This window comes from Stenotrophomonas maltophilia (assembly GCF_001676385.1).
GTDB lineage: Bacteria > Pseudomonadota > Gammaproteobacteria > Xanthomonadales > Xanthomonadaceae > Stenotrophomonas > Stenotrophomonas maltophilia_J.
Genome location: NZ_LYVJ01000006.1, coordinates 144,994 through 168,955, shown reverse-complemented (window position 1 = coordinate 168,955; position 23,962 = coordinate 144,994). Strand labels below are relative to the sequence as shown.

General features: G+C 67.0%; 19 protein-coding genes. 11 read left to right on the top strand and 8 right to left on the bottom strand.

The window, feature by feature from the left end; translation table 11 throughout:
• Nucleotides 1-4: 4 nt before the first annotated feature.
• Together A9K58_RS09535 and A9K58_RS09530 are read right to left on the bottom strand one after the other, a co-directional pair.
• Nucleotides 5-1,018 (bottom strand): hypothetical protein, encoded by a 1,014-nt coding sequence (locus A9K58_RS09535; RefSeq protein ID WP_065199156.1) that lies wholly within the window; start codon nt 1,016-1,018, stop codon nt 5-7.
• A complete protein-coding gene (locus tag A9K58_RS09530; protein WP_231109285.1) occupies nt 1,015-1,533 on the bottom strand; it encodes an RNA polymerase sigma factor in 519 nt (172 codons plus the stop codon). The genes A9K58_RS09535 and A9K58_RS09530 overlap by 4 nt, the downstream gene beginning before the upstream one ends.
• Before the next feature lie 247 nt (nt 1,534-1,780).
• On the opposite strand from A9K58_RS09530, the gene A9K58_RS09525 reads away from it, so the two are divergent.
• A complete protein-coding gene (locus A9K58_RS09525) occupies nt 1,781-4,618 on the top strand; it encodes a bifunctional diguanylate cyclase/phosphodiesterase (protein ID WP_065199154.1) in 2,838 nt (945 codons plus the stop codon).
• 19 nt (nt 4,619-4,637) lie between these two features.
• On the opposite strand, the gene A9K58_RS09520 is transcribed toward A9K58_RS09525, so the two are convergent.
• Together A9K58_RS09520 and A9K58_RS09515 are read right to left on the bottom strand one after the other, a co-directional pair.
• The gene (locus tag A9K58_RS09520) at nt 4,638-5,231 is read right to left on the bottom strand and encodes an LOG family protein (RefSeq protein ID WP_065199153.1); all 594 of its coding nucleotides are present in this window, start codon (nt 5,229-5,231) and stop codon (nt 4,638-4,640) included.
• Nucleotides 5,232-5,483: 252 nt separating this feature from the next.
• A complete protein-coding gene (locus A9K58_RS09515) occupies nt 5,484-6,980 on the bottom strand; it encodes an aminotransferase class III-fold pyridoxal phosphate-dependent enzyme (RefSeq protein WP_065199152.1) in 1,497 nt (498 codons plus the stop codon).
• A 210-nt stretch (nt 6,981-7,190) separates the two neighbouring features.
• Here A9K58_RS09515 and queA point away from each other — a divergent pair, with 210 nt between their 5' ends.
• From queA to fabV, 6 genes are all read left to right on the top strand, one after another.
• Nucleotides 7,191-8,258: a tRNA preQ1(34) S-adenosylmethionine ribosyltransferase-isomerase QueA gene (queA, locus tag A9K58_RS09510; protein WP_065199151.1), complete on the top strand. Its 1,068-nt coding sequence runs from the start codon at nt 7,191-7,193 to the stop codon at nt 8,256-8,258.
• Between the two features lie 158 nt (nt 8,259-8,416).
• A complete protein-coding gene (tgt, locus tag A9K58_RS09505; RefSeq protein ID WP_065199150.1) occupies nt 8,417-9,547 on the top strand; it encodes a tRNA guanosine(34) transglycosylase Tgt in 1,131 nt (376 codons plus the stop codon).
• Nucleotides 9,548-9,681: 134 nt separating this feature from the next.
• Nucleotides 9,682-10,026 carry a preprotein translocase subunit YajC gene (gene yajC / locus A9K58_RS09500; protein ID WP_005416201.1) on the top strand — a complete coding sequence of 115 codons (345 nt, stop codon included), beginning with the start codon at nt 9,682-9,684 and terminating at the stop codon, nt 10,024-10,026.
• Nucleotides 10,027-10,087: 61 nt separating this feature from the next.
• On the top strand, nt 10,088-11,944 hold the full coding sequence (gene secD / locus A9K58_RS09495; protein WP_065199149.1) for a protein translocase subunit SecD: 1,857 nt from the start codon (nt 10,088-10,090) through the stop codon (nt 11,942-11,944).
• 16 nt (nt 11,945-11,960) lie between these two features.
• On the top strand, nt 11,961-12,941 hold the full coding sequence (gene secF, locus A9K58_RS09490; RefSeq protein WP_065199148.1) for a protein translocase subunit SecF: 981 nt from the start codon (nt 11,961-11,963) through the stop codon (nt 12,939-12,941).
• A gap of 830 nt (nt 12,942-13,771) precedes the next feature.
• A complete protein-coding gene (fabV, locus tag A9K58_RS09485) occupies nt 13,772-15,031 on the top strand; it encodes an enoyl-ACP reductase FabV (RefSeq protein ID WP_065199147.1) in 1,260 nt (419 codons plus the stop codon).
• A gap of 114 nt (nt 15,032-15,145) precedes the next feature.
• Here fabV and A9K58_RS09480 read toward each other — a convergent pair whose 3' ends face one another.
• The 3 genes from A9K58_RS09480 to A9K58_RS09470 all read right to left on the bottom strand — a co-directional run bounded on the left by A9K58_RS09480 (nt 15,146) and on the right by A9K58_RS09470 (nt 19,036).
• On the bottom strand, nt 15,146-17,215 hold the full coding sequence (locus A9K58_RS09480) for an EAL domain-containing response regulator (RefSeq protein ID WP_065199146.1): 2,070 nt from the start codon (nt 17,213-17,215) through the stop codon (nt 15,146-15,148).
• 91 nt (nt 17,216-17,306) lie between these two features.
• Entirely contained in the window at nt 17,307-18,491 is a 1,185-nt protein-coding gene (locus A9K58_RS09475) for a BaiN/RdsA family NAD(P)/FAD-dependent oxidoreductase (protein WP_065199145.1), read from the bottom strand.
• A complete protein-coding gene (locus A9K58_RS09470) occupies nt 18,488-19,036 on the bottom strand; it encodes a YaeQ family protein (RefSeq protein ID WP_065199144.1) in 549 nt (182 codons plus the stop codon). Before A9K58_RS09470 ends, A9K58_RS09475 begins: the two co-directional genes overlap by 4 nt.
• Before the next feature lie 123 nt (nt 19,037-19,159).
• Between A9K58_RS09470 and A9K58_RS09465 the strand changes: the two genes are divergently transcribed.
• Nucleotides 19,160-20,038 (top strand): pseudouridine synthase, encoded by an 879-nt coding sequence (locus A9K58_RS09465; protein WP_065199143.1) that lies wholly within the window; start codon nt 19,160-19,162, stop codon nt 20,036-20,038.
• A 6-nt stretch (nt 20,039-20,044) separates the two neighbouring features.
• Here A9K58_RS09465 and A9K58_RS09460 read toward each other — a convergent pair whose 3' ends face one another.
• On the bottom strand, nt 20,045-20,533 hold the full coding sequence (locus A9K58_RS09460; protein ID WP_065199142.1) for a YaiI/YqxD family protein: 489 nt from the start codon (nt 20,531-20,533) through the stop codon (nt 20,045-20,047).
• Between the two features lie 302 nt (nt 20,534-20,835).
• On the opposite strand from A9K58_RS09460, the gene A9K58_RS09455 reads away from it, so the two are divergent.
• The 3 genes from A9K58_RS09455 to A9K58_RS09445 all read left to right on the top strand — a co-directional run bounded on the left by A9K58_RS09455 (nt 20,836) and on the right by A9K58_RS09445 (nt 23,519).
• Nucleotides 20,836-21,045: a cold-shock protein gene (locus tag A9K58_RS09455; protein WP_004153307.1), complete on the top strand. Its 210-nt coding sequence runs from the start codon at nt 20,836-20,838 to the stop codon at nt 21,043-21,045.
• Between the two features lie 186 nt (nt 21,046-21,231).
• A complete protein-coding gene (locus tag A9K58_RS09450) occupies nt 21,232-21,921 on the top strand; it encodes a glutathione S-transferase family protein (RefSeq protein ID WP_065199141.1) in 690 nt (229 codons plus the stop codon).
• Nucleotides 21,922-21,953: 32 nt separating this feature from the next.
• On the top strand, nt 21,954-23,519 hold the full coding sequence (locus A9K58_RS09445) for a protein adenylyltransferase SelO (RefSeq protein WP_065199140.1): 1,566 nt from the start codon (nt 21,954-21,956) through the stop codon (nt 23,517-23,519).
• The last annotated feature ends 443 nt before the right edge of the window (nt 23,520-23,962 follow it).

The window sequence follows — 23,962 nt, the reverse complement described above, 5'->3', positions numbered from 1 at the left end:
GGACTCAATCGTCCAGCAGCGGGCGCAGGTCGCGCGGCAGGCGCGCTTCCGGATACTGCTGCATGTAGCGTTCCAAGCTGGCGCGGGCCAGGTCACGCTGGCCTTCGTCACGCCTTGCGCGGATCTTCTGCAGCCATTGCCGGCGCGGCAGCTGTGCGTCGGCGTCCACTTCCGCCTGCACTGACGGCGCGCCCGGGCCTGCACCGCTGCCGCGGCGCATGATGCCCGCTGCGGAGCGGTTCGATGTCTCGCGGCTCGCCGAGGTGATCTCCACCCGATCCAGTGCCGGGGCCTGTTCGGCCTCTGCGGGAGAGGGAATGGGGGGCGCGGCGCTGCGCGCCGCCTCCAGCGCACCGGCCGGAGCCGGTGCCGGTGCGGAGGCCGGTGCAGGTGCCGGAGGCAGGACCGGCGCGGGACGAACGGGTGGTGCGGCTGCAGGCGCCGGCGGCATCGCGGCAAAGGACGCATCAGCAGCCGCGGGTGCAGCCGTCGCGCGCGCCCTTCGTGCCGGGGGTGCGGCGGCTTCAGACGGTGCCGGCTCGCGTGTGGGCGCGATGGCCGGTGCTGGCGCGGGGACGACCGGCGCTGGCGCAGCCGCCGGTGCGGCCTTGAGCGCAGCCGGCGCAGCGGCGGATTCTGCGGACGGCACTGTATTGTCCGCACGCGCGCCAGCAGCGGTCTGCCCGGCGGCAGTCGCGTCGGCGGCAGCAGGTGCTGCTGTAACGTCGGCCTGGCCCACGGCCACAGGCGGCGCTTCCGGCCGCAACTGCCAGGCAATGCCGATGGCGAATACCATCGACGCGGCAATGCCGAACACGGCGGGCCAGCGTGGGCGCGTGCGGTGCCTGCGTGGCGCCAGGGGTGAGGCAACGGCGTCGGCAACCGGGGCCTCCACGGCAGTGCGGGCCGCGTCCAGGATGGCGGCGTCCAGCGCGGCGGGCGGCGCCTGTTCCACGCGGCGGCCGAGCAGGCGGATCAGCTCGCGTTCTTCCGGCGTCAGTGGTTCGTCTCGGTTCATGCGTTCAGTCCCGCACGCAGCTTGTCCATCGCATAGCGCAGCCGCGATTTCACGGTTTCCCGGCCGACGCCGGTGATCTGGCCGATCTCCTCCAGGCTCAGTTCCTGATCCAGCCGCAACTGCAACACTTCGCGCTGCTCAGGCGGCAGTTGCTCCATCGCCATCTGGACACGGCGACGCTGTTCGAATTCGGATAGTTCGGCTTCCGGCGTCTGCCCATCCTCGATCGCGGCCAGGCGCAGGTCCGCGTCGGCCGGCGCCGCCGGGCGATGGCGGGCCGCGCGCCAGTGGTCGTTCAGCCGGTTGTGGGCAATGCGGAACAGCCACGTGCTGAATGCCGCATCGGGCTGCCAGCCGGCACGGGCGCTGATCACCCGCTGCCAGACATCCTGGAAGATCTCCTCCGCCAGCGCGTTGTCGCGCAGTTGCCGCAGCAGGAACCCGAACAAGCGCTTGCGATGGCGCGCGTACAGACTTTCAAACGCACGCAGGTCGCCACCGGCCCAGGCCAGCATCAAGGCTTCATCGGTTGGCAGTGCGCTGGCTTCCACGGCGCACAGGGTAAGGCCTGCAGGCGTTGGCGCATAGCCGGTGGCGGCAGTGGATGGGGCGGGATTCATGGCTCGAAAGCAGCGGCAGGCAACGGGAACAACGCCCGGGCGCACGATTCGGGGTTGGCGGGCTTCCATTGCCCCCGGGGTGGCGCGCTATGCTCGGCGGCTCAGGGGAGGCGACGCACAGGCGGCGCCAAGAGAGTGTCATTTGTCCACGCATGCTGAACCGGCAGAAAAGCCACCACATGAGGCCGTGCTGAGCACGGCGCTGGTGCGCGCGTTGCATGCGCTGTTACCGGAAAACGCCGTGGTGCGGGTCGGTTGGGACGACCCGCAACTGGGTTCCGGCCAAGGGAGCTGGCCGACGGCGGCTGCCAGGGACACAAGCGGGGTGCCGGGCGCCAGCGACGGGCACCACGGTTGGGAATACGATGGTGCGCGGCTGCTGCTGTCGGTGGAGGGCGCGGTGCCGTCACCGGCCTGGTGGGGAGTGGCCCGGCAGGCAATGGAGCTGGCCCTGCAGCGTGGTCGCCAGGCCGGGCAGATCAAGGCGCTGGAACAGGCCGAGCGACTGCAGCAGGCGTTGTTCCAGATCGCCGACCTGGCCGGTGCCGATCTGGAGATGGGCGAAATGCTGCGCCACGTGCATGGCGTGCTGGGCACGCTGATGTATGCCGAGAACTGCTACATCGTCGAGTACGACGATGTCCGGGAGCAGATCCGCTTCCTGTACTTCGCCGATCAGGTCGATGACTTCGTCGCCGATCCTTCGCAGAGCCACGACGTCGACGGGATGCCGCGCAGCCTGACCGTGGCGCTGCTGCGCCATGGCAGGCCGCTCAGCGGTCCTTCGCGCGAGTTGTTGGCGCGGGTGGCGGGGCAGGAGCACGATCCGCAGGGCGGGCCAGAGAGCCTGGACTGGCTGGGCGTGCCGATGCTGCGCGATGGTCGAGTGTGCGGCGCCATCGTGGTGCAGAGCTATGAGCAGGCGGGCCTGTATGGCGAGGCCGAGCGCGCGCTGCTGGGGTTTGTGGCCCAGCATGTGCAGACGGCGATGGACCGGCGCCAGGCGCAGGTGCGGCTTGAGCAGCAGGTCGCGCACCGGACGCAGGAATTGCAGCGCGCCAACCGCAGCCTGCAGGATGAGGTCGCCGAGCGCCGTCGCGCCGAGCAGTTGCAGACCGCCTTGTACAACATCGCTGAAATGGCGATGTCGGCCGACAGCCTGGCGCAGTTCTATGGACAGGTGCATGGCGTGGTCGGGCGCCTGCTCGATGCGCGCAACTTCTACATCGCGCTGGTCAACCCTGCGGGCAACGGCCTGGACTTCGTGTACTCGGTGGACGAGCACAATGCCAGCCGGGCGCCCCGGCCGTTCAGCCGCGGCCTGACCGAGTACGTGGTGCGCAACCGGCGGCCGCTGCTGGCTTCGCGTGCACAGATCGATGCGCTGCTGGCCAGCGGCGAGGTGCGCGAATCCGGTGCCCGCTCGCAGTGCTGGCTGGGCGTGCCACTCCTGCGCGACGACGAGGTGGTCGGCGCGATCGTGGTGCAGAGCTACAGCGAGAACAGCACGTTCGGCATGCACGATCAGCGCCTGCTGACGTTCGTCGCGCAGAACATCGGCACGGGCCTGGCCCGCCAGCGCGACCAGCAGCGGCTGCGCTCGGCGCATGCAGAGCTGGAAAAGCGGGTGGAGGAGCGCACCCGTGAGCTGGCCGAAGTCAACGAGCGATTGCTTGGCCAGATCGGTGAGCGCCTGCGCGCCGAGCAGCGCCTGACCCACCAGGCCATGCACGATGCACTGACCGGCCTGCCCAACCGCCTGCACCTGCTGGACCGCCTGCAGGATGCGCTGGCGCTGGCCAGGCGCGAGGGCGGACCGGTGTTTGCCGTGCTGTTCCTCGACCTGGACCGCTTCAAGCTGGTCAATGACAGCATCGGCCACGCTGCGGGTGACCGCATGCTGGTGGAAGTGGCCAAGCGCATCGTCTCGATGAGTGGCGCCGGGGACGTCGTGGCACGCCTGGGAGGGGATGAATTCGCAGTGCTGCTGCAGTGCCCGGAAGGGCTGGCGCAGGCGCTGGATTTCGGCCAGCGCGTGCTGCTGGCATTGCAGGAATCGTTGTGGATCGCCGGGCGCGAGTTGTTCCCTTCCGGCAGCCTCGGCATCGCGCTGTGGAATCCACGTTACCGCACCGGTGAGGAGCTGCTGCGCGACGCCGACGCCGCGATGTACCGGGCCAAGGCGCAGGGCCATGACCGCTGCGCGATCTTTGACGAAGACATGCGCGAGCAGGCGGTGCGCAGCCTCGACCTCGAGGCCGACCTGAGGCGGGCGATCAACAACCGCGATTTCCTGCCGTTCTACCAACCGATCGTGCGCCTGTCCGATGGCGAGGTGGTCGGTCATGAGGCGTTGCTGCGCTGGCAGCACGAGCGCAGCGGCCTGCTGCTTCCGGGTGCATTCCTGGAACTGGGGGAGGAAAGCGGCCTGATCGAACAGGTCGATTGGTTGATCTATGAACAGGTGATCGCCGGACTGGCCGACGGCGGCCAGGGCTATGTCTCGGTGAACGTATCGCCACGTCATTTCCGTTCGGCAGAGTTCAGTGATCGCCTGTTCGGGCTTTTCGACGCGTGCGGTGCCGATCCGCGCCGGTTGCGCCTGGAAATCACCGAGGTGGCGCTGCTCGATGACGGTCCGCATACCCTGCGTATCCTGCAGGGGCTGCGTGACCGCGGCATCCTGGTGCAGCTGGACGATTTCGGTACCGGCTTCTCGGCGTTGTCCTACCTGCACCGGTTCCCGATCAAGACGCTGAAGATCGACCAGAGCTTCATCGCCGGCCTGCACGGGCCGGAGGTGCAGAGCACGCGCGCGCTGGTTGAAGGCGTGCTGTCGCTGGCCCGCACGCTGGATATCGAGACCATCGGCGAAGGCATCGAGACCGAGGCGCAGTGGCAGACGCTGCGCGAACTGGGCTGCGACTACGGCCAGGGTTACCTGCTGGGACGGCCGGCCCCGCGGGAGCGCCCGGCCTGAGCCAGCGCAGGCGAGGGCGTCAGCGCAGGGCGGCGCGGCGCTTCTCGTCGATCCACTTCGAAGCCTGGGCCGGCTGGTAGTTCTGCATCCAGGCCAGCATCGCTTCGATGTCCGAGCCGTACCACAGGTCCTGGCGCTGGTCCGGGTGCAGGAAGCGTTCTTCCACCATGCGGTCGATCATGCCGATCAGCGGTGCGTAGAAGCCTTCGACGTCGAGGAAGGCGCACGGCTTGTTGCCGATGCCCAGCTGGCGCCAGGTCAGCATCTCGAAGATCTCTTCCATCGTGCCGAAGCCGCCGGGCAGGGCGACGAAGCCATCGGCGAGATCGAACATGCGCGACTTGCGCTCATGCATCGAGCCGACGATCTCCAGCTCGGTCAGGCCGCGATGGGCCACTTCCCAGTCGGCCAACTGGCGCGGGATTACACCGGTCACTTCACCACCGGCGGCGAGCACGGCATTGGCCACGGTTCCCATCAACCCGACGTTGCCGCCGCCGTAGACCAGGCGCAGGCCATCACGGGCGATGCGGTCGCCCAGGGCAATGGCGCGTTCGGTATACGCCGGCTTGCTGCCCGCGTTGGAACCACAGTAGACGCAGATCGACTTCATTGGGGGCTGTCTCTTGGTGCGGAAACGAAAACGCCCCGCCGGCAACCGGGTCAGCGGTTACGGGCGGGGTGCGGGTGGATTATCGCCCCTTCCGTAGAGCCGAGCCATGCTCGGCTGCTCTTCGTCCAGATAGCGGCACAGGCCAGCCGAGCATGGGCTATGCCGGTCGTCCTGACCGGCACCCTTCGGGCCGTCGCCAGCGACGTTGGCAGCGGCTCCTGCCGCTGCCTTCGGCTCTACGTAAGCGGGCGCTTACGCCGCCGCAGCCTGCTCGCGGCGCGGGCCTTCGCGCAGGGCGCGGCCGACCATGCCCACCAGCAGGTCCAGCTCTTCGCTGTCCATGCCGAAGTGCGGGGTGAAGCGCAGCGAGTTCTCCCCGCCATGGATCACGTTGATGCCATGGCGGCGCAGCCATTCCTCGGTGGAATTGGCGCCGTAGCACTTGAACTGCGGAGCCAGCTCGCAGGAGAACAGCAGGCCGGTGCCCTGCACCTTGGTGATCAGGCCGCCGAGTTCGCCCTTGAGCTGCTCCAGCTTGCGTACGGCCTCGGCGCCGCGCTCGGCGATGTTGGCACGCACCTGCGGCGTCAGCTGCGCCAGGGTGGCACAGGCCACATCCAGCGCACGCGGATTGCTGGTCATGGTGTTGCCGTAGATGCCCTTGCGGTACAGCTGCGCGGCATGCTCGGTCACCGCCAGCACCGATAGCGGGAACTGCGCCGCGTTGAGCGCCTTGGAATAGGTCTCCATGTCCGGCGGGTCCAGGCCTTCGAAGCCCGGGTAGTCGACCACCGACAGCACGCCATGCGCACGCAGGCCTGCCTGGATCGAATCAAGCAGCAGCAGGCTGCCGTGCGCGCGGGTCAGCTCGCGGGCCACCGCGTAGAACGCCGGCGGCACTGAACGACCCGGGTCGCCTTCGCCCATCACCGGCTCCAGGAACACCGCCTCGATGAACCACTGGTTGCGCGCGGCATCCTCGAACACCTTGCGCAGGCCGGCCTCGTCGTACGGCGCCACGGTGATCACCGAGTCCTCGCCGCGGTAGCTGGCCAGGTGCTGCAGGTAAGTCTTGCGGCTGGAATCGGAGTACAGCGCCGGTCGGTCGGTGCGGCCGTGGAAACTGCCCTTGACCACCACGCGCTTGATCGCAGCACCGGCATGGCGCGCGCCTGGATCGGTCTGCAGCTTGGCGTTGACGTCGGCAATGCGGGCGGCCAGGCCGACCGCTTCGGAGCCGGAGTTCAGGCACATGAAACGCGCGAACGGGCAGCCACCACGGCGGTGGCCGATCTCGGCGCGCAGGGCGGCGATGAAGCGCTGCTGCGACAAGCTCGGGGTCATGATGTTGGCCATCACCTGCGGCCGGGCCATCGCCTCGAGCACCGCTTCGGGCGTATGCCCGAAGCCGAGCATGCCGTAGCCGCCGGCGTCGTACAGCACGGCGCCCTTCAGGGTGACCACCCACGGGCCGCGGGCGGCCAGTGCCACGTACGGGGTCACCGCATCATCTGCATAGAAATTGACGAAACCGTCCTGCATTGCATCGATCTGGGCCTGTTCGTCCTGTGCCAGCAGGGGCCCCAGCCCGGCCTGCACGCGCGCGAATTCCTCGGCGGCGGCGTCCACCGCGGCGACCAGCTGCGGATGGTTGGCGGACAGGGCGGTCAGGGTGGCGTCGTCCAGGCCGGTGGTGACACGGGAGCCGGGCTGGTTGCGCAGGGGGGCGAGGCGTTCGATGAAGCTCATTGCAGATCTCCTGAAACGTTGGGTCGCACGGGCCTTCAAAAGCAAAACGCGCGTCATCACGCGCGCTTGGGGCCGGCTCGTGCAGCGGACTTCCATCTCGATGCTAGCACTTGTTTTTTTGCGCGATAACCCCGCAGAAACCTGCTGCATAGCAGCATATTGCACGACGTTCGCCATGAAGGGCGCCGCCTCGCAGACGCTGGACGTACAATGCGCGCCATTGTCGACCCGTTTCCGCCCCTCGCCTTGAAGAAGTCCGATTTCCATTACGACCTGCCGGCCGAACTGATCGCGCAGGCACCCCTGGCCGAACGCTCCGCCAGCCGCCTGATGCTGGTGCCGCCGGCGCCGGCCGCGTTCACCGATCTGCAGGTGCGCGATCTGCCGTCACTGCTGCAGCCCGGCGACCTGCTGGTGTTCAACGATACGCGGGTGATCCCGGCGCGCCTGTTCGGGCAGAAGGCCAGCGGCGGCCGCGTGGAGATCCTGATCGAACGCCTGCTCGGCGGCCAGCAGGCCCGCGCCCAGGTCGGTGCCAGCAAGTCGCCGAAGGCCGGCAGCCGCATTGCGCTGGATGCCGGCGGTGAAGCCGAGGTGCTGGGGCGCGACGGGGAGTTCTACGTGCTGCACTTCCACGTGCCCGAGCCGCTGGAACAGTGGTTGCTGCATGCCGGCCGCCTGCCGCTGCCGCCCTACATCCAACGCGAGCCGGGCCTGGACGACCGTGAGCGCTACCAGACCGTGTTCGCGCGTGAGGTGGGCGCGGTGGCGGCGCCGACCGCAGGACTTCACTTCGACGAGCCGCTGCTGGCCGCGCTGAAGGACAAGGGCGTGGAGTTCGGCCATGTCACCCTGCACGTGGGGGCGGGCACCTTCCAGCCGGTGCGCGCCGATGACCTGAAGGACCACGTGATGCACCGCGAGTGGCTGAACGTGGGCGCCGGGCTGGTGCAACAGGTGCGGCGCACGCGTGCGGCCGGCGGCCGGGTGATCGGCGTCGGCACCACTGTGGTGCGCGCGCTGGAAAGCGCAATGCGCGATGGCGAACTGCTGCCGTTCGCCGGCGAGACCCAGATCTTCATCACCCCGGGTTATCGCATCCGCAGCGTCGACGCGATGGTGACCAATTTCCACCTGCCGGAAAGCACGCTGCTGATGATGATCTCCGCGTTCGCCGGCAAGGAGCGCGTGTTCGAGGCCTACCGGCATGCGATCGAGCAGCGCTACCGCTTCTTCAGCTACGGCGACGCGATGCTGCTGTTCCCGCAGGCGGGGTAGGGGAGGCGCCGGGCCATGCCTGGCGGACACGCGAGCCTGTGGTGGGTGCGCGTGGGTAGTGGTGCGCACCGCTGGTGCGCGGCCCGTTCAGGCCTGAATGGGCGACCGGCCCGGTTTTGGGAGACAATAGGCGACTATTTGCCTGAACGACCCGCTCCATGTCCCGACTGCAGTTCCAGCTCAAGACCCGCGACGGCCGTGCCCGCCGTGGCCGCCTGACCTTCCCGCGTGGCACGGTGGAAACGCCGGCCTTCATGCCGGTGGGGACCTATGGCTCGGTCAAAGGCATCCTGCCGGACCAGGTGCGGGCGCTGGGCGCCGAGATCATCCTCGGCAACACCTTCCACCTGTACCTGCGCCCGGGACTGGACATCATCGCCGACCACGGCGGCCTGCATGGCTTCTGCCGCTGGGACGGCCCGATCCTGACCGACTCCGGCGGATTCCAGGTCTTCTCGCTGGCCCACCGTCGCAGGATCACCGAGCAGGGCGTGACCTTCGCCTCGCCGACCGACGGCGCCCGCGTCTTCCTGGGGCCCGAAGAGAGCATGAAGATCCAGAAGGTGTTCGATTCGGACATCGTGATGATCTTCGACGAGTGCACTCCATACCCGGCCACCGAGGACGTTGCCCGCCGTTCGATGGAACTGAGCCTGCGCTGGGCCCAGCGCAGCCGCAACGCGCATGACGAGCTCGGCAACGACGCGGCCTTGTTCGGCATTGTGCAGGGCGGCGTGCACACTGGCCTGCGCAGCCGCTCGGCCGAGGCCCTGCAGGCCATCGGCTTCGACGGCTATGCCATCGGCGGCCTGGCCGTCGGCGAGCCGGAGCACGAGCGCAACGCCATGCTCGACCACCTGGACCCGGAACTGCCGGGCGACCGCCCGCGCTACCTGATGGGCGTGGGCCGGCCGGAAGACCTGGTCGAGGGTGTCGCACGCGGCGTGGACATGTTCGACTGCGTGATGCCGACCCGCAACGCCCGCAACGGCCACTATTTCACCTCGTTCGGCACCGTCCGCATCCGTAATTCCCAGTACGCGCGCGACATGGACCCGATCGAGCCGGGCTGCGGCTGCGTGGCCTGCACCGGCGGCTACACCCGCTCGTACCTGCGCCATCTGGACCGCTGCAACGAGATGCTGGCGCCGATGCTGGGCACCCTGCACAACCTGTTCTATTACGAAAAGCTCATGGCGGACGTCCGAGCGGCGATCGAGGCGGGAACCTTCCTGGCGTTCCGCGAGTCTTTCTACGCGGCACGCGGGGCGGTGCCGCCGCCCCTGTAACCCGTGTACCCCCTGCCAAACGGCCCAAGGACGAACGCCCGGGGCCGTGGCATACTTCAAGGCTGACCCAGATCCGCGGTCGACACCTCGTGCCCGTGAAACGGCCGAAGCGCCGCCCAACCAAAGGACCAACGATGAACCTGCTTGCCTTCCTGATTCCCGCCGCCCACGCCCAGGCCGCCGGCGGCCAACCGCAGGGCATGGGCCTGACCACGCTGCTGTTCCCGATCATCCTGATCGCCATCATGTACTTCCTGATGATCCGCCCGCAGATGAAGCGGCAGAAGGAGCACAAGGCCATGCTGGAGAAGATCAAGCGTGGCGACGAAGTGCTGACCAATGGTGGCATCGCCGGCAAGGTCACCGACATCGGCGACCACTTCATCACCGTCGAAGTGGCCGACAACGTGCGCATCCGCGTGCAGAAGGGCGCTGTCGGCAGCGTGCTGCCGACCGGTACCCTGGATTCGGCCAAGTAAGCCACTCCCTTTCCGAAGCACAACCGCGGCGCCGGGGATGGCGCCGCGCGGGACCCAAGCAATGCTCGAATTTCCACGCTGGAAGTACGTCGTCATCCTGATCGTACTGGCGCTCAGCGCGCTGTACGCGCTGCCCAACCTCTACCAGAAGGACCCGGCCATCCAGATCACCGCCAACCGCGGCGGGCAGATCGACGATGCGCTGCGCGACCGCGTGCTGGCCGACCTGAAGACGGCCGGTGTCGACACCATCGGTGCCGAGAAGGAAGGCGAAAGCCTGATCGTCCGCCTGTCGGACCTGAAGTCGCAGACCGCGGCCAGCGACGTCCTGCGTGACAGCGTCGGCGAGAAGTACACCGTGGCCCTGAACCTGGCCTCGACGGTGCCGGACTGGCTGGCCAGGCTGGGCGGCCGCCCGATGGTGCTGGGCCTGGACCTGCAGGGTGGCGTGCATTTCGTGCTGCAGGTCGACCAGAAGGCGGCCCTCGACAAGCGCCTGGACGCCTACACCGAGGACGTGCGCAGCACCCTGCGTGATGCGCGCATTGCGTACCAGTCGGTGGAACGCCGTGCCGACAACACGATCGTGGCCAACCTGAGCCCGTCGGCCGGGGACGACGCCGCACAGCGCGCCCGCACCGCCCTGGTCAAGGCGCAGCCGACCCTTGGCTATGACGTCAGCGGCAGCCGCATCACGGTGACCGTGCCGGAAACCGAGATCGCGCAGATCGCCAACGGCGCCATCGAGCAGAACATCAACACCCTGCGCAACCGCGTCAACCAGCTGGGCGTGGCCGAACCGATCATCCAGCGCCAGGGTGCCGACCGGGTGGTCGTGCAGCTGCCCGGCGTGCAGGACACCGCCGAAGCCAAGCGCATGATCGGTGCTACCGCGACCCTGGAATACCGCGCGGTGGTCGAAGGCAATGCCCAGGACGCGATCAATGCCGGCCGCATCCCGCCGGAAGCGAAGGTCTACCAGCAGCGTGACGGCCGTGGCCCGATCCTGCTGAACAAGCGCGTGATCGTCACTGGCGACCAGATGGTGGGTGCGCAGGCGGTGACCGATACGAACAGCGGTGCTCCGGCCGTCAGCGTGACGCTGAACAACGTCGGCGGCCAGCGCATGTTCGATTTCACCAGTGCCAACGTGAACAAGCCGATGGCGGTGGTGTACACCGAGCGCGTGCCGACCGTGACCATCGTCGATGGGCAGGAAGTACGTGGCTTCAAGGTCAACGAGGAAGTGATCTCGGTGGCCAACATCAACGGCGTGTTCGGCAAGAACTTCCAGACCACCGGCCTGCAGAAGAAGGAGGCCGAGGACCTGGCCAAGCTGCTCAAGTCCGGTTCGCTGGCCGCGCCGATGGACTTCGTCGAAGAGCGCGTGGTCGGCCCGAGCCTGGGCGCCGAGAACGTGGAGAACGGCATGCGCGCGGTCGTGTTCGCATTCCTGTTCACCCTGGTGTTCTTCAGCATCTACTACCGCGTGTTCGGCGTGATCACCTCGGCAGCGATGCTGTTCAACCTGCTGATCGTGGTGGCGGTGATGTCGCTGTTCGGTGCGACCATGACGCTGCCGGGTTTTGCCGGCCTGGCGCTGTCGGTCGGCCTGTCAGTGGACGCCAATGTGCTGATCAACGAGCGTATCCGTGAAGAGCTGCGAGCCGGCGTGCCGGGCAAGACCGCGATCGTGACCGGTTACGAACGTGCTTCGGGCACCATTCTTGACGCCAACCTGACCGGCCTGATCGTCGGCGTGGCGCTGTTCGCATTCGGTACCGGTCCCCTGAAGGGCTTCGCACTGACCATGATCATCGGTATTTTCGCCTCCATGTTCACCGCGATCACCGTATCGCGCGCGCTGGCGACGCTGATCTACGGCGGCCGGAAGAAGCTCCAGAACGTGGCCATCTGACGGGACGACACGCACAATGAAACTGTTTCCGCTGCACATCCTCCCGAACGACACCAAGATCGACTTCATGCGCTGGCGCCATGTCGCCATGGTGGTCACCGTTGTCGTGTTCCTCGCCTCGATCGCCATCATCGGCATCAAGGGTTTCAACTACGCACTGGACTTCACCGGCGGCACCCTGATCGAAACGCGCTTCGAACGCCCGGTCGATGTCGAACAGGTCCGCAACAAGCTGGAGCAGGGTGGCTTCGATGGTGCGCAGGTGCAGAGCGTGGGTGGCAACACCGACCTGCTGATCCGCCTGGCCCCGCACGGTGAGCATGCCCCGGGTACCGGGGATGCCGCCGCCGAGGACAAGGCCACCGCCGCCGCCGTGGTGAAGGCGCTGTCCAGCGCCGACAACAAGGCCACGGTGATGAGTACCGCGTTCGTCGGCCCGCAGATCGGCAAGGACCTTGCGATGAATGGCCTGTACGCCACCATCTTCATGCTGGCCGGCTTCCTGATCTACATCGCGGTTCGCTTCGAGTGGAAGTTCGCGGTCACCGCGAGCATCGTGGCGATGTTCGACCTGATCGTGACGGTGGCTTACGTGTCGCTGCTGGGCCGTGAGTTCGACCTGACCGTGTTGGCCGGCCTGCTGTCGGTGATGGGCTTTGCGATCAACGACATCATCGTGGTGTTCGATCGCGTCCGCGAGAACTTCCGCAGCCTGCGCGTGGATTCGATGGAAGTGCTGAACCGTTCGATCAACCAGACGCTGTCGCGTACGGTGATCACTGCGGTGATGTTCTTCCTGTCGGCGCTTGCCCTGTACCTGTACGGTGGCAGTTCGATGGAAGGCCTGGCCGAGACGCACATGATTGGCGCGGTGATTGTGGTGCTGTCCTCGATCCTGGTGGCGGTGCCGATGCTGACGATCGGTTTCCTGCGCGTGAGCAAGCAGGACCTGCTGCCGAAGGCGAAGGACGTCGAGGCCCTGGCCCGTCGCCCGTAAGCGTTCGCGCTGCACGCAACACACAGGGAACCCCGCGCAAGCGGGGTTTTTTGTGTGCAGGGCTTGCAGCCCTGCACCCACGGTAGTGCCGGCCGCTGGCCGGCAACAGCAACAGCAACAGCAACAGCAACAGCAACAGCAACAGCAACAGCAACAGCAACAGCAACAGAGTGCATTCCGTGGTTGGGCGGGACGGTGTCGGAGTGCGGGGACGCCGCAAGTACGTCCGTGTAGGCTTGGCAGCCGCATCCATGCGGCTGACACCCCGCACTCCGACACCGCCCCGCCTCTGACAGATTCCTGCGGCTGTTGGTAGGTGTCGACCTTGGTCGACACATCTATCAGATATCGATAATCAAACTGGAATCAGATCTACCGTGTCGACCAAGGTCGACACCCACCAGAGAAGAATGCTGTCCCGACAGGTCGCGGAAATCTGTCGAAGGCGGGGTGGGTCCGGTTGCGGGGGCGTGAGCCGCATGGGCCCGAGGCATGCCTCGGGCGGGTTGGGCACGACGCCCAACCCCGGTCTTGCCGTGTGCGCAGGAAAGCGCACACGAGCAAGCGGCGACCGAGCTTACATGGACGTACTTGCAGCGCCCCCCGCAACCGGATCCACCCCGCCAACCCACAGGAACCCAGCTTTTGACGCTGACGTTGCTCTGGCTTCCAGCGGGTGCAGGGTGCAACCCTGCAAAACAAACCTCACCCTACGCCAGCGTCGGTTGTGCAATCCTCCCCCGCGCACTACGATCCTGCGGTTCGCGCGCGTGCGCGCCCGTATTCCTGCTGAGCGCCCCGTGCGCCGCATCTGCCAACCCGAGGTATCCATGGTCATCAAACCGCGCGTTCGCGGCTTCATCTGCGTCACCACCCATCCGACCGGCTGCGACGCTGCGGTCAAGCAGCAGATCGACTATATCCGCGCCCGCCCGCCGATCCAGAACGGTCCCAAGCGCGTGCTGGTGATCGGTGCCTCCACCGGCTACGGCCTGGCCGCACGCATCACGGCCGCGTTCGGCAGTGGCGCCGCCACGCTGGGCATCTTCTTCGAACGGCCGGGCAGCGAAACCAAGCCGGGTACCGCGGGCTGGTACAACTCGGCGGCGTTCCACAAGTACGCCGACCAAGCCGGCCTGTACGCCAAGAGCATCAATGGCGATGCCTTCTCCGATGAAGTGAAGGCGAAGACCATCGAAATGATCAAGGCCGACCTCGGCCAGGTCGACCAGGTCGTTTACAGCCTGGCCGCACCGCGCCGCAAGCACCCCAAGACCGGCGAGATCATCAGTTCGACGCTGAAGCCGATCGGCGAGCCGATCACCCTGCGTGGGCTGGACACCGACAAGGAAGTGATCACCGAGACCACGCTGCAGCCGGCCACGCCGGAGGAAATCGCCGGCACCGTCGCAGTAATGGGTGGCGAGGACTGGCAGATGTGGATCGACGCGTTGGCCGATGCCGGCGTGCTGGCCAACGGCTGCACCACCACCGCCTTCACCTACGTGGGTGAAGAAATCACCCAGGCCATCTACTGGAACGGCTCGATCGGTGCCGCCAAGAAGGATCTGGACAACAAGGTGCTGGGCCTGCGCGAGAAGCTCGCGAAAATTGGTGGCGACGCGCGCGTGTCGGTGCTGAAGGCAGTGGTCACCCAGGCCAGCTCGGCCATCCCGACCATGCCGCTGTACCTGTCGCTGCTGTTCAAGGTGATGAAGGAAAAGGGCACGCACGAAGGTTGCATCGAGCAGCTCGACGTGCTGTACGACATCCTCTACGGCGGCAAGGCCGATGGCGTGGCGGTCGATCGCCTGCGCCACGATCTGGTCGATGGCGAGGGCCGCACCGTCGCACTGATCGATGAGGAAGGCCGCCTGCGTGCGGACTACAAGGAAATGGCTGCGGACGTGCAGGGGAAGGTGGTCGCGCTGTGGCCGCAGGTGACCAACGAGAACCTGTACGAGATCAGCGACCTGGCGGGCTACAAGGCCGACTTCCTGCGCCTGTTCGGTTTCGGCGTGGATGGCGTCGATTACGAAGCCGACGTCAACCCGGATGTGAAGATCGGGAATCTGGTCGACATGACCTGATCAACAGAAAGGCCGGCGAACGCCGGCCTTTCTGTTCTTGCAGGGCCGAGCCATGCTCGGCTGCTCTTCGCTTGAGTCCCGCAGCCGAGCATGGCTCGGCTCCGCAGGTAGGAATCACCCGAACTCGAACCCCATCTCGGGCAACGCAGGTCCGACGAAGTCGCCCTGCACGTAGTCCACGCCGGCACTGAACAGCAGGGTCATCGAATTGGCGTCGCTGACGAACTCGGCGATGGTACGGATACCGGCTTCCTGGGCGCGCGCGGTGATCTGGCTGATGCGATCGATGTTCTCGCGCGTGGCGGCCAGGTCGCTGGTGAAGCCGCGGTCCAGCTTGAGGAACTGCGGCTGGAAATGGGCCAGCAACTGGAACGAATCCAGGCCCGAACCGAACTGCTCCAGGCCGATGCGGCACCCCAGCGGTGCCACTTCGGCAAGGAACTGCTGGGCACTGCGCAGATGGGTGAACACCTTCGCTTCCGGTGCGTGCAGCCACAGGCGTTCGCCGGGCACGCCCTGTGCCTGCAGCTCGCGGCGCAGGGTGGCGATCATCTGCGGGTCGTCGAATGATTCCGGCGTCACCTTCACCAGCATCTGGGTCGGATGGCCGCCGCGTGCGCGCTGGCCGAGCACCGAAAGCGCCTGCGAGACCACCCAACGGTTGATATCGGCCAGCAGGCCGTATTCCTCGGCAATGCCCAGGAACGCGGTCGGGCTCAACAGCTCGCCGTTGTGCTCCAGGCGCAGGTAGGCCTCGTACAGTTCCAGCGGCTCGCCCTGCAGGTTCAACACAGGCTGGTAGTGGAGCTGGAAGCCGTCGCCGGCCAGTGCCTCGCGGATGCGCGCGACCCAGCGTTGCACGCGCTCCTCCTCGACTCGATCGACGGCCGCCGGGTCGAAGATGCGGCAGGTGTTGCCGAGCTCAGCGGCCGCCTGCGTGCATTCGCTGGCACGTGCCAGTACCTGGCCGACACTTGCGATCTTCTCGCCGATCTGCACGCCACCGATGCTCACGGTCACCGTGGCCGAGCGCGAGCCGATGCTGAAGACATGCGCAGCATGGGCTTCACGGATGCGTTCGGCCAGCGCCACGGTCTGTGCATAGGGGCCGGCCTGCAGTACAGCAAAACTGTGTTCGCCGAAGCGCGCCAGCTGCGCGTCCTCGCCGGCCACCTCGGCCAGCAGCGCGGCGAGGGCACCGACCAGGGCGTCGGCCGAGGCCAGGCCGATGTCCGGCAGCAGGCGCGCGTAATGGTCCGGTTCGATCAGCAGCAGGCCGAACTGGCCCTCGCTGCGCCCGGCCTGGGCCACCGCGGTTTCCAGCTGCAGCATGAAGGTTGGGCGGTTGAGCAGGCCGGTGACCTGGTCGCGCTGGCGCAGGTCCTCTACCTCGCGCGCCAGCTCCGGATCGAACTCCATCCGGCGGCGCAGGACCACCTGCAGGCAGGATTCGCCCTCGTAGGTCGCTGCGGTGAACTCCATCGTCGCAGGGAACGTGCTGCCGTCCTCATGGCGCGCATCGAGCTGGTACTGCGGCGGCGGTGCCTCGCCACGGCTCAGGCCCTTCAGCAGCTGCTTGAAGCCCTCCACGTGAGGAGCAGCGACCATGTCCAGCAGCGAAATGCCCTCGATGTCGTCGAAGTGCGTGTAGCCGAACATTTCCAGGTAGGCGTCGTTGGCGCGGATGTGCATTCCCTCGTGCACATAGGCGATGGGATCACGCGAGGAGGCGATCAGCGCATCGCAGCGGCGCTCGGTTTCGCGCATCTGCGCTTCGATGCGGCGCAGGCCACGGCGGGCCTGCAGATCCACCCACTGGTCGCGGACCACGGCGAGCAGGTGTTCGGGGCGCTGGCGCAGTGCGAGGGCGCGGATGCCATGGCTGCTGGCCTGCACCAGCTCGTCCTCGTCGATGCGCTCGGCGAGCAGCACCAGCGGGATGTCCTTGCCTCCGGCCGCGATGTGCTGGGTGATCAAGGGCAAGGGAATGCCCTGCGTCGGCGAGGCCAGCACCAGGTCGATGGCCTGGCTGGACAGCACCTGGGCCAGCTCGGCCGCATCCTGCGGGCGCCATGGGCGCACTGCGATGCCGCTGTTGCGCAGGGTGCTGACGATGGCTTCGGCATTCTCGCCGCTATCATCGACGATCAGCAGGCGGATGGTGATGTCGTTCGCGTTCTGCATTCACTGCTCCCCAATCTGCGACTCTAGATACACGATGCGCGGCGAACCGTCCATGTGCGGCCCGCTTGCGCGCATCGAACGGCGATGTGGTTCACACCGCGCCGCCGGCGGCGTGCCCGCTGGCCCAGGCCCACTGGAAGTTGTACCCCCCCAGCCAGCCAGTCACGTCCAGCACCTCGCCGACGAAGTGCAGGCCAGGCACGCGCTTGGACTCCAGAGTCGAGGATGACACTTCGGCGGTATCCACGCCGCCCAGGGTGACCTCGGCGGTGCGGTAGCCTTCAGTGCCGCTGGCCACCAGCGGGAACGCGCCCAGCAGCTGTGCGGCCTGGCGCAGCACAGGGTCGTCCAGCTGCCGCACCGGGCGGTCGGGCAGCCAGTGCTCGCACAGGCGCTGCGCCAGCCGCTTGGGCAGCACGTCGCCCAGCACCGTGCGCAGCTCGGCGGCGGGCCGTTCGCGCTTCATCCGGCGCAGCCATTCGCCGGCATCCTGGCCGGGCAGCAGGTCCAGCTCCAGCGCATCGCCGGGTTGCCAGAACGAAGAAATCTGCAGGATGGCCGGGCCGCTCACGCCGCGATGGGTCAGCAGCATGAAGTTCTGGAAGCTCTTTCCGTTGCAGCGTGCATCGACCGGCAGGGCGACACCGCTGAGATCGGCCAGCCGCTCCTGGTGCTTGCCGCTGAGCGTCAGCGGGACCAGGCCGGCACGGGTCGGCAGCACCTGGTGGCCGAACTGGCGCGCGATCTCATAGCCGAAACCGGTGGCACCGAGGCTGGGAATCGACAGGCCGCCGGTGGCAACCACCAGCGAGGCGCAGTGGAACAGGCCTTGCGTGGTATGCACGCGGAAGCCGTCGCCGCCGTGCTCGATGCGCTCGACACTGCAATGGGTACGGATCTGCGCAGCGGCCGCCTGGCATTCGTCCACCAGCATCTTCACGATCTGCTTGGACGAAACATCGCAGAACAGCTGTCCCAGTTCCTTTTCGTGATAGGCGATGCCGTGTTTGTGCACCAGTTCGATGAAGTGCCAGGGCGTATAGCGCGCCAGTGCCGACTTGCAGAAGTGCGGATTGGCCGAGAGGAAGTTGGCCGGCGTGGTGCCGGTGTTGGTGAAGTTGCAGCGTCCACCGCCGGACATCAGGATCTTCTTGCCGACCTTGTTGGCGTGGTCGATCACCTGCACCTGGCGACCGCGCTGGCCGGCGGTGATCGCGGTCATCAGGCCGGCCGCGCCGGCACCGATAACCACCACATCGCAACGGATCGTGCTCATGCCTTGGCGCGCTTGCGCCAGTCCGGGATCACGTCGAGCTGGATCTGGTCGTTGAGCAGCTGCACCTCGCCATCCTGGATCAGCACGCTCCAGCGCATCGCACGCTGGACCTGCTGCCCCCAGCGCTCGACGAACTCACCGTCCAGGTCAATCACGGAGAGGTTGTCGAAACGCGCCAGGCCCTTGCCCTGCTTGCCCCACCAGATCTCCGAGGCGTTGCCACCGTAGTTGATCACCTGCACGTGTCGGCTGCGGTTGCTGGCCTTGCGGATACGCGATTCGTCCGGATGGCCCAGATCGATCCACTGCAGGATGTCGCCGGTGTAGTCGTGCTCCCACAGGTCGGGTTCATCATCGGTACTCAGGCCGCGGCCGAATTCCAGGCGGTCGCTGGCGTTCAGTGCGAAGGCGAGCAGGCGCACCATCAGGCGCTCGTCGGTCTCGGACGGATGCTGGGCCAGTGTCAGGTTGTGGGTCGCGTAATAGCCGCGATCCATGTCGCTGATCTGCAGTTCGGCCTTGCGGATGGTGGCGGTCAGGGCCATGGGAGATCCGTGGACTAAAGAGGACAATGATAGAGGTTTGCTTCAGGGGTGTCCGTGGTGGGGTTGTCTGCCGGGCGTCAACGATGGGACGCTTGCAGTCTTTCCGTGGCCGGAGCGGACGCCATGACCCTGCCCAGCCGGCTGCAGCTGCCGCCCGGCCACTGGCCCAGCCTGCTTGACGGCCTGTGCGCGCGTTTCCCGCGCATCGACTGTGCGCAGTGGCAGGATCGCTTCGCCCGTGGCCGCGTGCAGGACGCGCAGGGCAGGGCGCTGGCGCCGGACATGGCCTGGCAGGCCGGGCTTGAGATCCGGTATTTCCGCGAGGTGGCGGGCGAGCCGGTGATTCCCTTCAGCGAAACCATCGTCCATCTGGATGCACACCTGCTGGTAGCCGACAAGCCGCATTTCCTGCCGGTGACACCGGCGGGCCGCCATGCGCGTGAAACCCTGCTGGCGCGCCTGGTTGCGCGTACCGGCAACACCGAACTGGTGCCCATGCACCGGCTGGACCGGCTGACCGCCGGGCTGGTGCTGTTCTCGACCCAGGCGGCGTCGCGCGATGCCTATCAGCGGCTGTTCCGGGAGCGACGTATCGAGAAGATCTACCAGGCGCTGGCGCCCGCCCTGCCCGGAGTGACGTTCCCGCAGCAACGGCACAGCCGGCTGGTGCCGGGCGAGCCGTTCTTCCGCATGGCCGAAGTGCCCGGTGAGCCCAATGCGCACACCCGGATCGAGCTGATGGAGGCCGAGGGACCGGTATGGCGCTACCGGCTGCGGCCGGAGACCGGCCGCAAGCACCAGTTGCGCGTGCACATGGCGATGCTGGGTGCGCCCATCGTGGGGGATGACCTGTATCCACAGCTGGGGCCGCACCAGGAAGGTGCGGCCGAGGCACCACTGCAACTGCTCGCCGAGGAGCTGGCGTTCACTGATCCGTTGAGCGGGGCGCTGCGGCGGTTCCGCAGCGAGCGCGGCCTGCGCCTGCCCGGCCAGAGCGGGTAGGGACACTCACTGGGGCGGACGCCGGGCCAGCCAGCGGTCCAGCTCTGCGGCAAACAGCTGCCGGTCGCGCGGGCCGAGCGGTGGTGGGCCTCCGGTCTGCACACCGGCGCCGCGCAGTTCTTCCATGAAATTGCGCATCGACAGCCGCTCGGCCATGTTGTCGGGGGTGTACAGCTGCCCGCGCGGGTTCAGAGCGACTGCTTTTTTCTGCAGCACCAGTGCGGCCAGCGGGATGTCCTGGGTGACCACCAGATCGCCGGCGGTTACCCGCGCGACGATGGCACTGTCGGCCACGTCCAGGCCCTGCGGCACTTGGATCGAGCGCAGCCAGCGCGAAGGCGGGGTGCGGATCCACTGGTTGGCGACCAGGGTCAGCTCGATCCCGACCCGTTCAGCGGCTCGGAACAGGATGTCGCGAATGACGGTGGGGCAGGCATCCGCGTCTACCCAGATACGGGGGAGGGCGGGTTCAGCGTGGGTTTCAGCTTCAGTCATTCACCCAGTCTAGGGTAGGAAAAACCTGAATGGGGGCTCGGGGTTAGCCCCAACCTGCTGCCAGCCCTTGTCCCGCCTAGCGGGCGGGGCGTGTCCATGAACGTCCGGGCTATCGCTTTTTGCCGAAAACCCGCGTATCGTGCGAGCCACTGTGTTTGCTAGGGTCACCGTGAATCGTGGCCTGGTGCAGTTGATCTCACGATCCGCTCATCGATCCGCTTTACCAACGCCTGCAACTCAGTCTCGGCCCCGATACCCGGTGGCTGCGATTTTTTTCAACATGTGTTTCAGGAGTTAGTAAAATGTCTGATCGTCAGACCGGCACCGTCAAGTGGTTCAACGACGCCAAGGGCTTCGGCTTCATCACCCCGGAAAGCGGCCCGGACCTGTTTGTGCACTTCCGTGCCATCCAGGGCACCGGCTTCAAGACCCTGCAGGAAGGCCAGAAGGTCACCTTCATCGCCGTCCAGGGCCAGAAGGGTATGCAGGCTGACCAGGTGCAGGCGGTCTGATCCGTCTGCTACCGCTGGGTAGCCAGAACGCCGGAAGCGAAAGCTTCCGGCGTTTTTTGTTGCCCGCTGTTTTTTGTAGAGTCGAGGCACGCTCGACTGTTCTCAAAGCCAGTCGAGCATGGCTCGACTCTACAAAGGGCATGCACTGCGCGCGGTACGATGTGGGCCTTCCCAAGGATCACCCTCATGCGCATCGTCCATCACCTGGAAAACTCCCGTTCGCTGCGCGTGCTGTGGATGCTGGAGGAGCTGGGGTTGGACTACGAGCTTCGCCGCTATCCGCGCGACCCGAAGACGCTGCTGGCACCCGCCGCGCTCCGCAGCGTGCATCCGCTGGGCAAATCGCCGGTACTGCAGGATGGCGACCTGGTGCTGGCCGAGTCCGGTGCGATCCTTGACTACCTTGCGGACCGCTATGACAGCCAGCGCCAGCTGTCCCCGCCACCAATGCCCGCCGATGGTGCCGAGCGCATCGCCTACCGGTACTGGCTGCACTATGCCGAAGGTTCGGCGATGCCTCCGCTGCTGCTGACCTTGGTAATGGGCCGCATCCGCAATGCGCCGATGCCATTGTTCGCCCGTCCGATCGCGCGCCGCATCGCTGACAAGGCCGAGCAGGGTTTCATCGGGCCGCAGCGACGCCTGCACCTGGAATGGATGGAGCGCCGCCTGTCCGAGAGCCCTTGGTTCGCGGGCGAGCGCTTCAGTGCCGCCGACATCCAGATGAGCTTTCCGATCCAGGCGGCCGCTGCGCGGGGCGGTGGCCTCGACGACAAGCCTGCACTGCGCCGATTCCTTGTGCGCATTGGTGAGCGCCCGGCCTTCCAGCGCGCCGAAGCCCACGGCGGCCACCTGCAGGCGCTCAGCGGCAATTGAGGCCGGTGGCGGTCGCCCCCATCTTCCACGGCATGGATACCGACAGCCCCCGATTCGACAACCGCTTGCTGCGCGCCTTGCCGGGTGACCACGAATCCGGCCCGCGCCGCCGTGAAGTACTGGGTGCCGCCTGGTCATCGGTGATGCCGACGCCGGTAGCGGCGCCGAGCCTGCTGGCCTGGTCGCCGGAGATGGCCGCGATGCTTGGCTTCGACAAGGCCGAGGTCGAGAGCGAAGCCTTCGCCCGTGTGTTCGGCGGCAATGCGCTCTACGCCGGCATGCAGCCATGGGCGGCCAACTACGGTGGCCATCAGTTTGGCCACTGGGCCGGCCAGCTCGGCGATGGTCGTGCGATTTCGCTGGGCGAGCTGGTCGCGCCGGATGGCCGCCACTGGGAGCTGCAGCTGAAGGGAGCAGGCCCGACGCCGTACTCGCGTGGCGCCGATGGCCGCGCGGTGCTGCGTTCGTCGATTCGCGAATTCCTGTGCAGCGAAGCGATGCACCACCTCGGGGTACCGACCACGCGCGCACTGTCGCTGGTCGGCACCGGCGAGGACGTGGTGCGCGACATGTTCTACGACGGCCATCCCCGCGCCGAGCCTGGCGCCATCGTGTGCCGGGTCTCGCCGTCGTTCCTGCGTTTCGGTTCCTTCGAGCTGCCCGCGTCGCGCGGCGAAACCGCGTTGCTGCAGCAACTGGTCGACGCCTGCGTCGCCCGCGATTTCCCCGAGCTGGAGGGGCAGGGCGAGGCGCTGTACGGCGACTGGTTCGCGCGGATCGCGGTGCGCACCGCCGAAATGATCGCGCACTGGATGCGCGTCGGCTTCGTGCACGGCGTGATGAACACCGACAACCTGTCCGTGCTGGGCCTCACATTGGACTACGGGCCCTATGGCTGGATCGAGGACTTCGATCCGGACTGGACACCGAACACCACCGACGCGCAGGGGCGCCGCTACCGCTTCGGCACCCAGCCGCAGGTCGCGTACTGGAACCTGGGCCGGCTGGCGCAGGCGCTGTCGCCACTGTTCGCCGATGCCACCGCGCTGCGGGCAGGGCTGGCTGCGTACCAGGCCACCTTCACGGCCTGCACGCGCCGCGATGCAGCGGCCAAGCTCGGCCTGGCCGCCGCCGACGATGACGACCTGCGGCTCTACCAGCGCTGGCAGCAGCTGATGCAGGACGGAGCGATGGACATGACGCTGGCCTGGCGCGCGCTGATGCGGGTTGATCCCGTGGCGCCCGACGTGGGCGTGCTGGACGCGGTGTACTACGACGAGGGCCGCCGGCAGGCAGTGCAGGCCCCGTTGCAGCAGTGGCTGCAGGACTACGCCGCCCGCGTGCATGCCGATCCGCTTTCGGCCAGCGAACGCGTGAGGAAGATGGCTGCGGCCAACCCGCTGTACGTGCTGCGCAACTGGCTGGCCCAGGAGGCCATTGACCGCGCGGAGCAGGGCGACCTCGGCGGTGTTCACGCCCTGCAGGACGTACTGCGCGACCCGTATACCGAGCGTGCCGGGCTGGAGCACTACGCTGGCAAGCGGCCCGCCTGGGCCGACAACCGTGCTGGCTGCTCGATGCTGTCCTGCAGTTCGTGAGGGTCGGTTCCGGCAGGGCTGCGCCCTGCACCTGCAGAGGCCAGATCAAAAACCAGAGCAAAAGCGGATTCCGTGGTTTGGCGGGGCGGTGTCGGAGTGCGGGGACGCCGCAAGTACGTCCGTGTAGGCTTGGCAGCCGCATCCATGCGGCTGACACCCCGCACTCCGACACCGCCCCACCTCTGACAGATTCCGGTGGCTGTCGGTAGGTGTCGGCCTTGGTCGACACGGTAGATCCACGCCATGCGTGGATGAAATCTGTCAGATATCGATACACAAAAAAGGGGTCAGATCCGTTTTCCTTCGGAAAACGGATCTGACCCCAAGAGCTGCCCGACAGATCGCAGGAAACTGTCGAAGGCGGGGTGGGTCCGGTTGCGGGAGTGTCCGCGGCATGGATGCCGCGGCCAAGCCCCCACGGACGGGTTTACGGCGTCTCCCGC

Bases quoted from the DNA above. Each gene is read 5' to 3' on its own strand.
- A9K58_RS09535 (WP_065199156.1), bottom strand. From the start codon at position 1,018: ATGAACCGAGACGAACCACTGACGCCGGAAGAACGCGAGCTGATCCGC.
- A9K58_RS09530 (WP_231109285.1), bottom strand. From the start codon at position 1,533: ATGCTGGCCTGGGCCGGTGGCGACCTGCGTGCGTTTGAAAGTCTGTAC.
- A9K58_RS09520 (WP_065199153.1), bottom strand. From the start codon at position 5,231: ATGAAGTCGATCTGCGTCTACTGTGGTTCCAACGCGGGCAGCAAGCCG.
- A9K58_RS09515 (WP_065199152.1), bottom strand. From the start codon at position 6,980: ATGAGCTTCATCGAACGCCTCGCCCCCCTGCGCAACCAGCCCGGCTCC.
- queA (WP_065199151.1), top strand. From the start codon at position 7,191: ATGCGCGCCATTGTCGACCCGTTTCCGCCCCTCGCCTTGAAGAAGTCC.
- tgt (WP_065199150.1), top strand. From the start codon at position 8,417: ATGTCCCGACTGCAGTTCCAGCTCAAGACCCGCGACGGCCGTGCCCGC.
- yajC (WP_005416201.1), top strand. From the start codon at position 9,682: ATGAACCTGCTTGCCTTCCTGATTCCCGCCGCCCACGCCCAGGCCGCC.
- secD (WP_065199149.1), top strand. From the start codon at position 10,088: ATGCTCGAATTTCCACGCTGGAAGTACGTCGTCATCCTGATCGTACTG.
- secF (WP_065199148.1), top strand. From the start codon at position 11,961: ATGAAACTGTTTCCGCTGCACATCCTCCCGAACGACACCAAGATCGAC.
- fabV (WP_065199147.1), top strand. From the start codon at position 13,772: ATGGTCATCAAACCGCGCGTTCGCGGCTTCATCTGCGTCACCACCCAT.
- A9K58_RS09480 (WP_065199146.1), bottom strand. From the start codon at position 17,215: ATGCAGAACGCGAACGACATCACCATCCGCCTGCTGATCGTCGATGAT.
- A9K58_RS09475 (WP_065199145.1), bottom strand. From the start codon at position 18,491: ATGAGCACGATCCGTTGCGATGTGGTGGTTATCGGTGCCGGCGCGGCC.
- A9K58_RS09470 (WP_065199144.1), bottom strand. From the start codon at position 19,036: ATGGCCCTGACCGCCACCATCCGCAAGGCCGAACTGCAGATCAGCGAC.
- A9K58_RS09465 (WP_065199143.1), top strand. From the start codon at position 19,160: ATGACCCTGCCCAGCCGGCTGCAGCTGCCGCCCGGCCACTGGCCCAGC.
- A9K58_RS09460 (WP_065199142.1), bottom strand. From the start codon at position 20,533: ATGACTGAAGCTGAAACCCACGCTGAACCCGCCCTCCCCCGTATCTGG.
- A9K58_RS09455 (WP_004153307.1), top strand. From the start codon at position 20,836: ATGTCTGATCGTCAGACCGGCACCGTCAAGTGGTTCAACGACGCCAAG.
- A9K58_RS09450 (WP_065199141.1), top strand. From the start codon at position 21,232: ATGCGCATCGTCCATCACCTGGAAAACTCCCGTTCGCTGCGCGTGCTG.
- A9K58_RS09445 (WP_065199140.1), top strand. From the start codon at position 21,954: ATGGATACCGACAGCCCCCGATTCGACAACCGCTTGCTGCGCGCCTTG.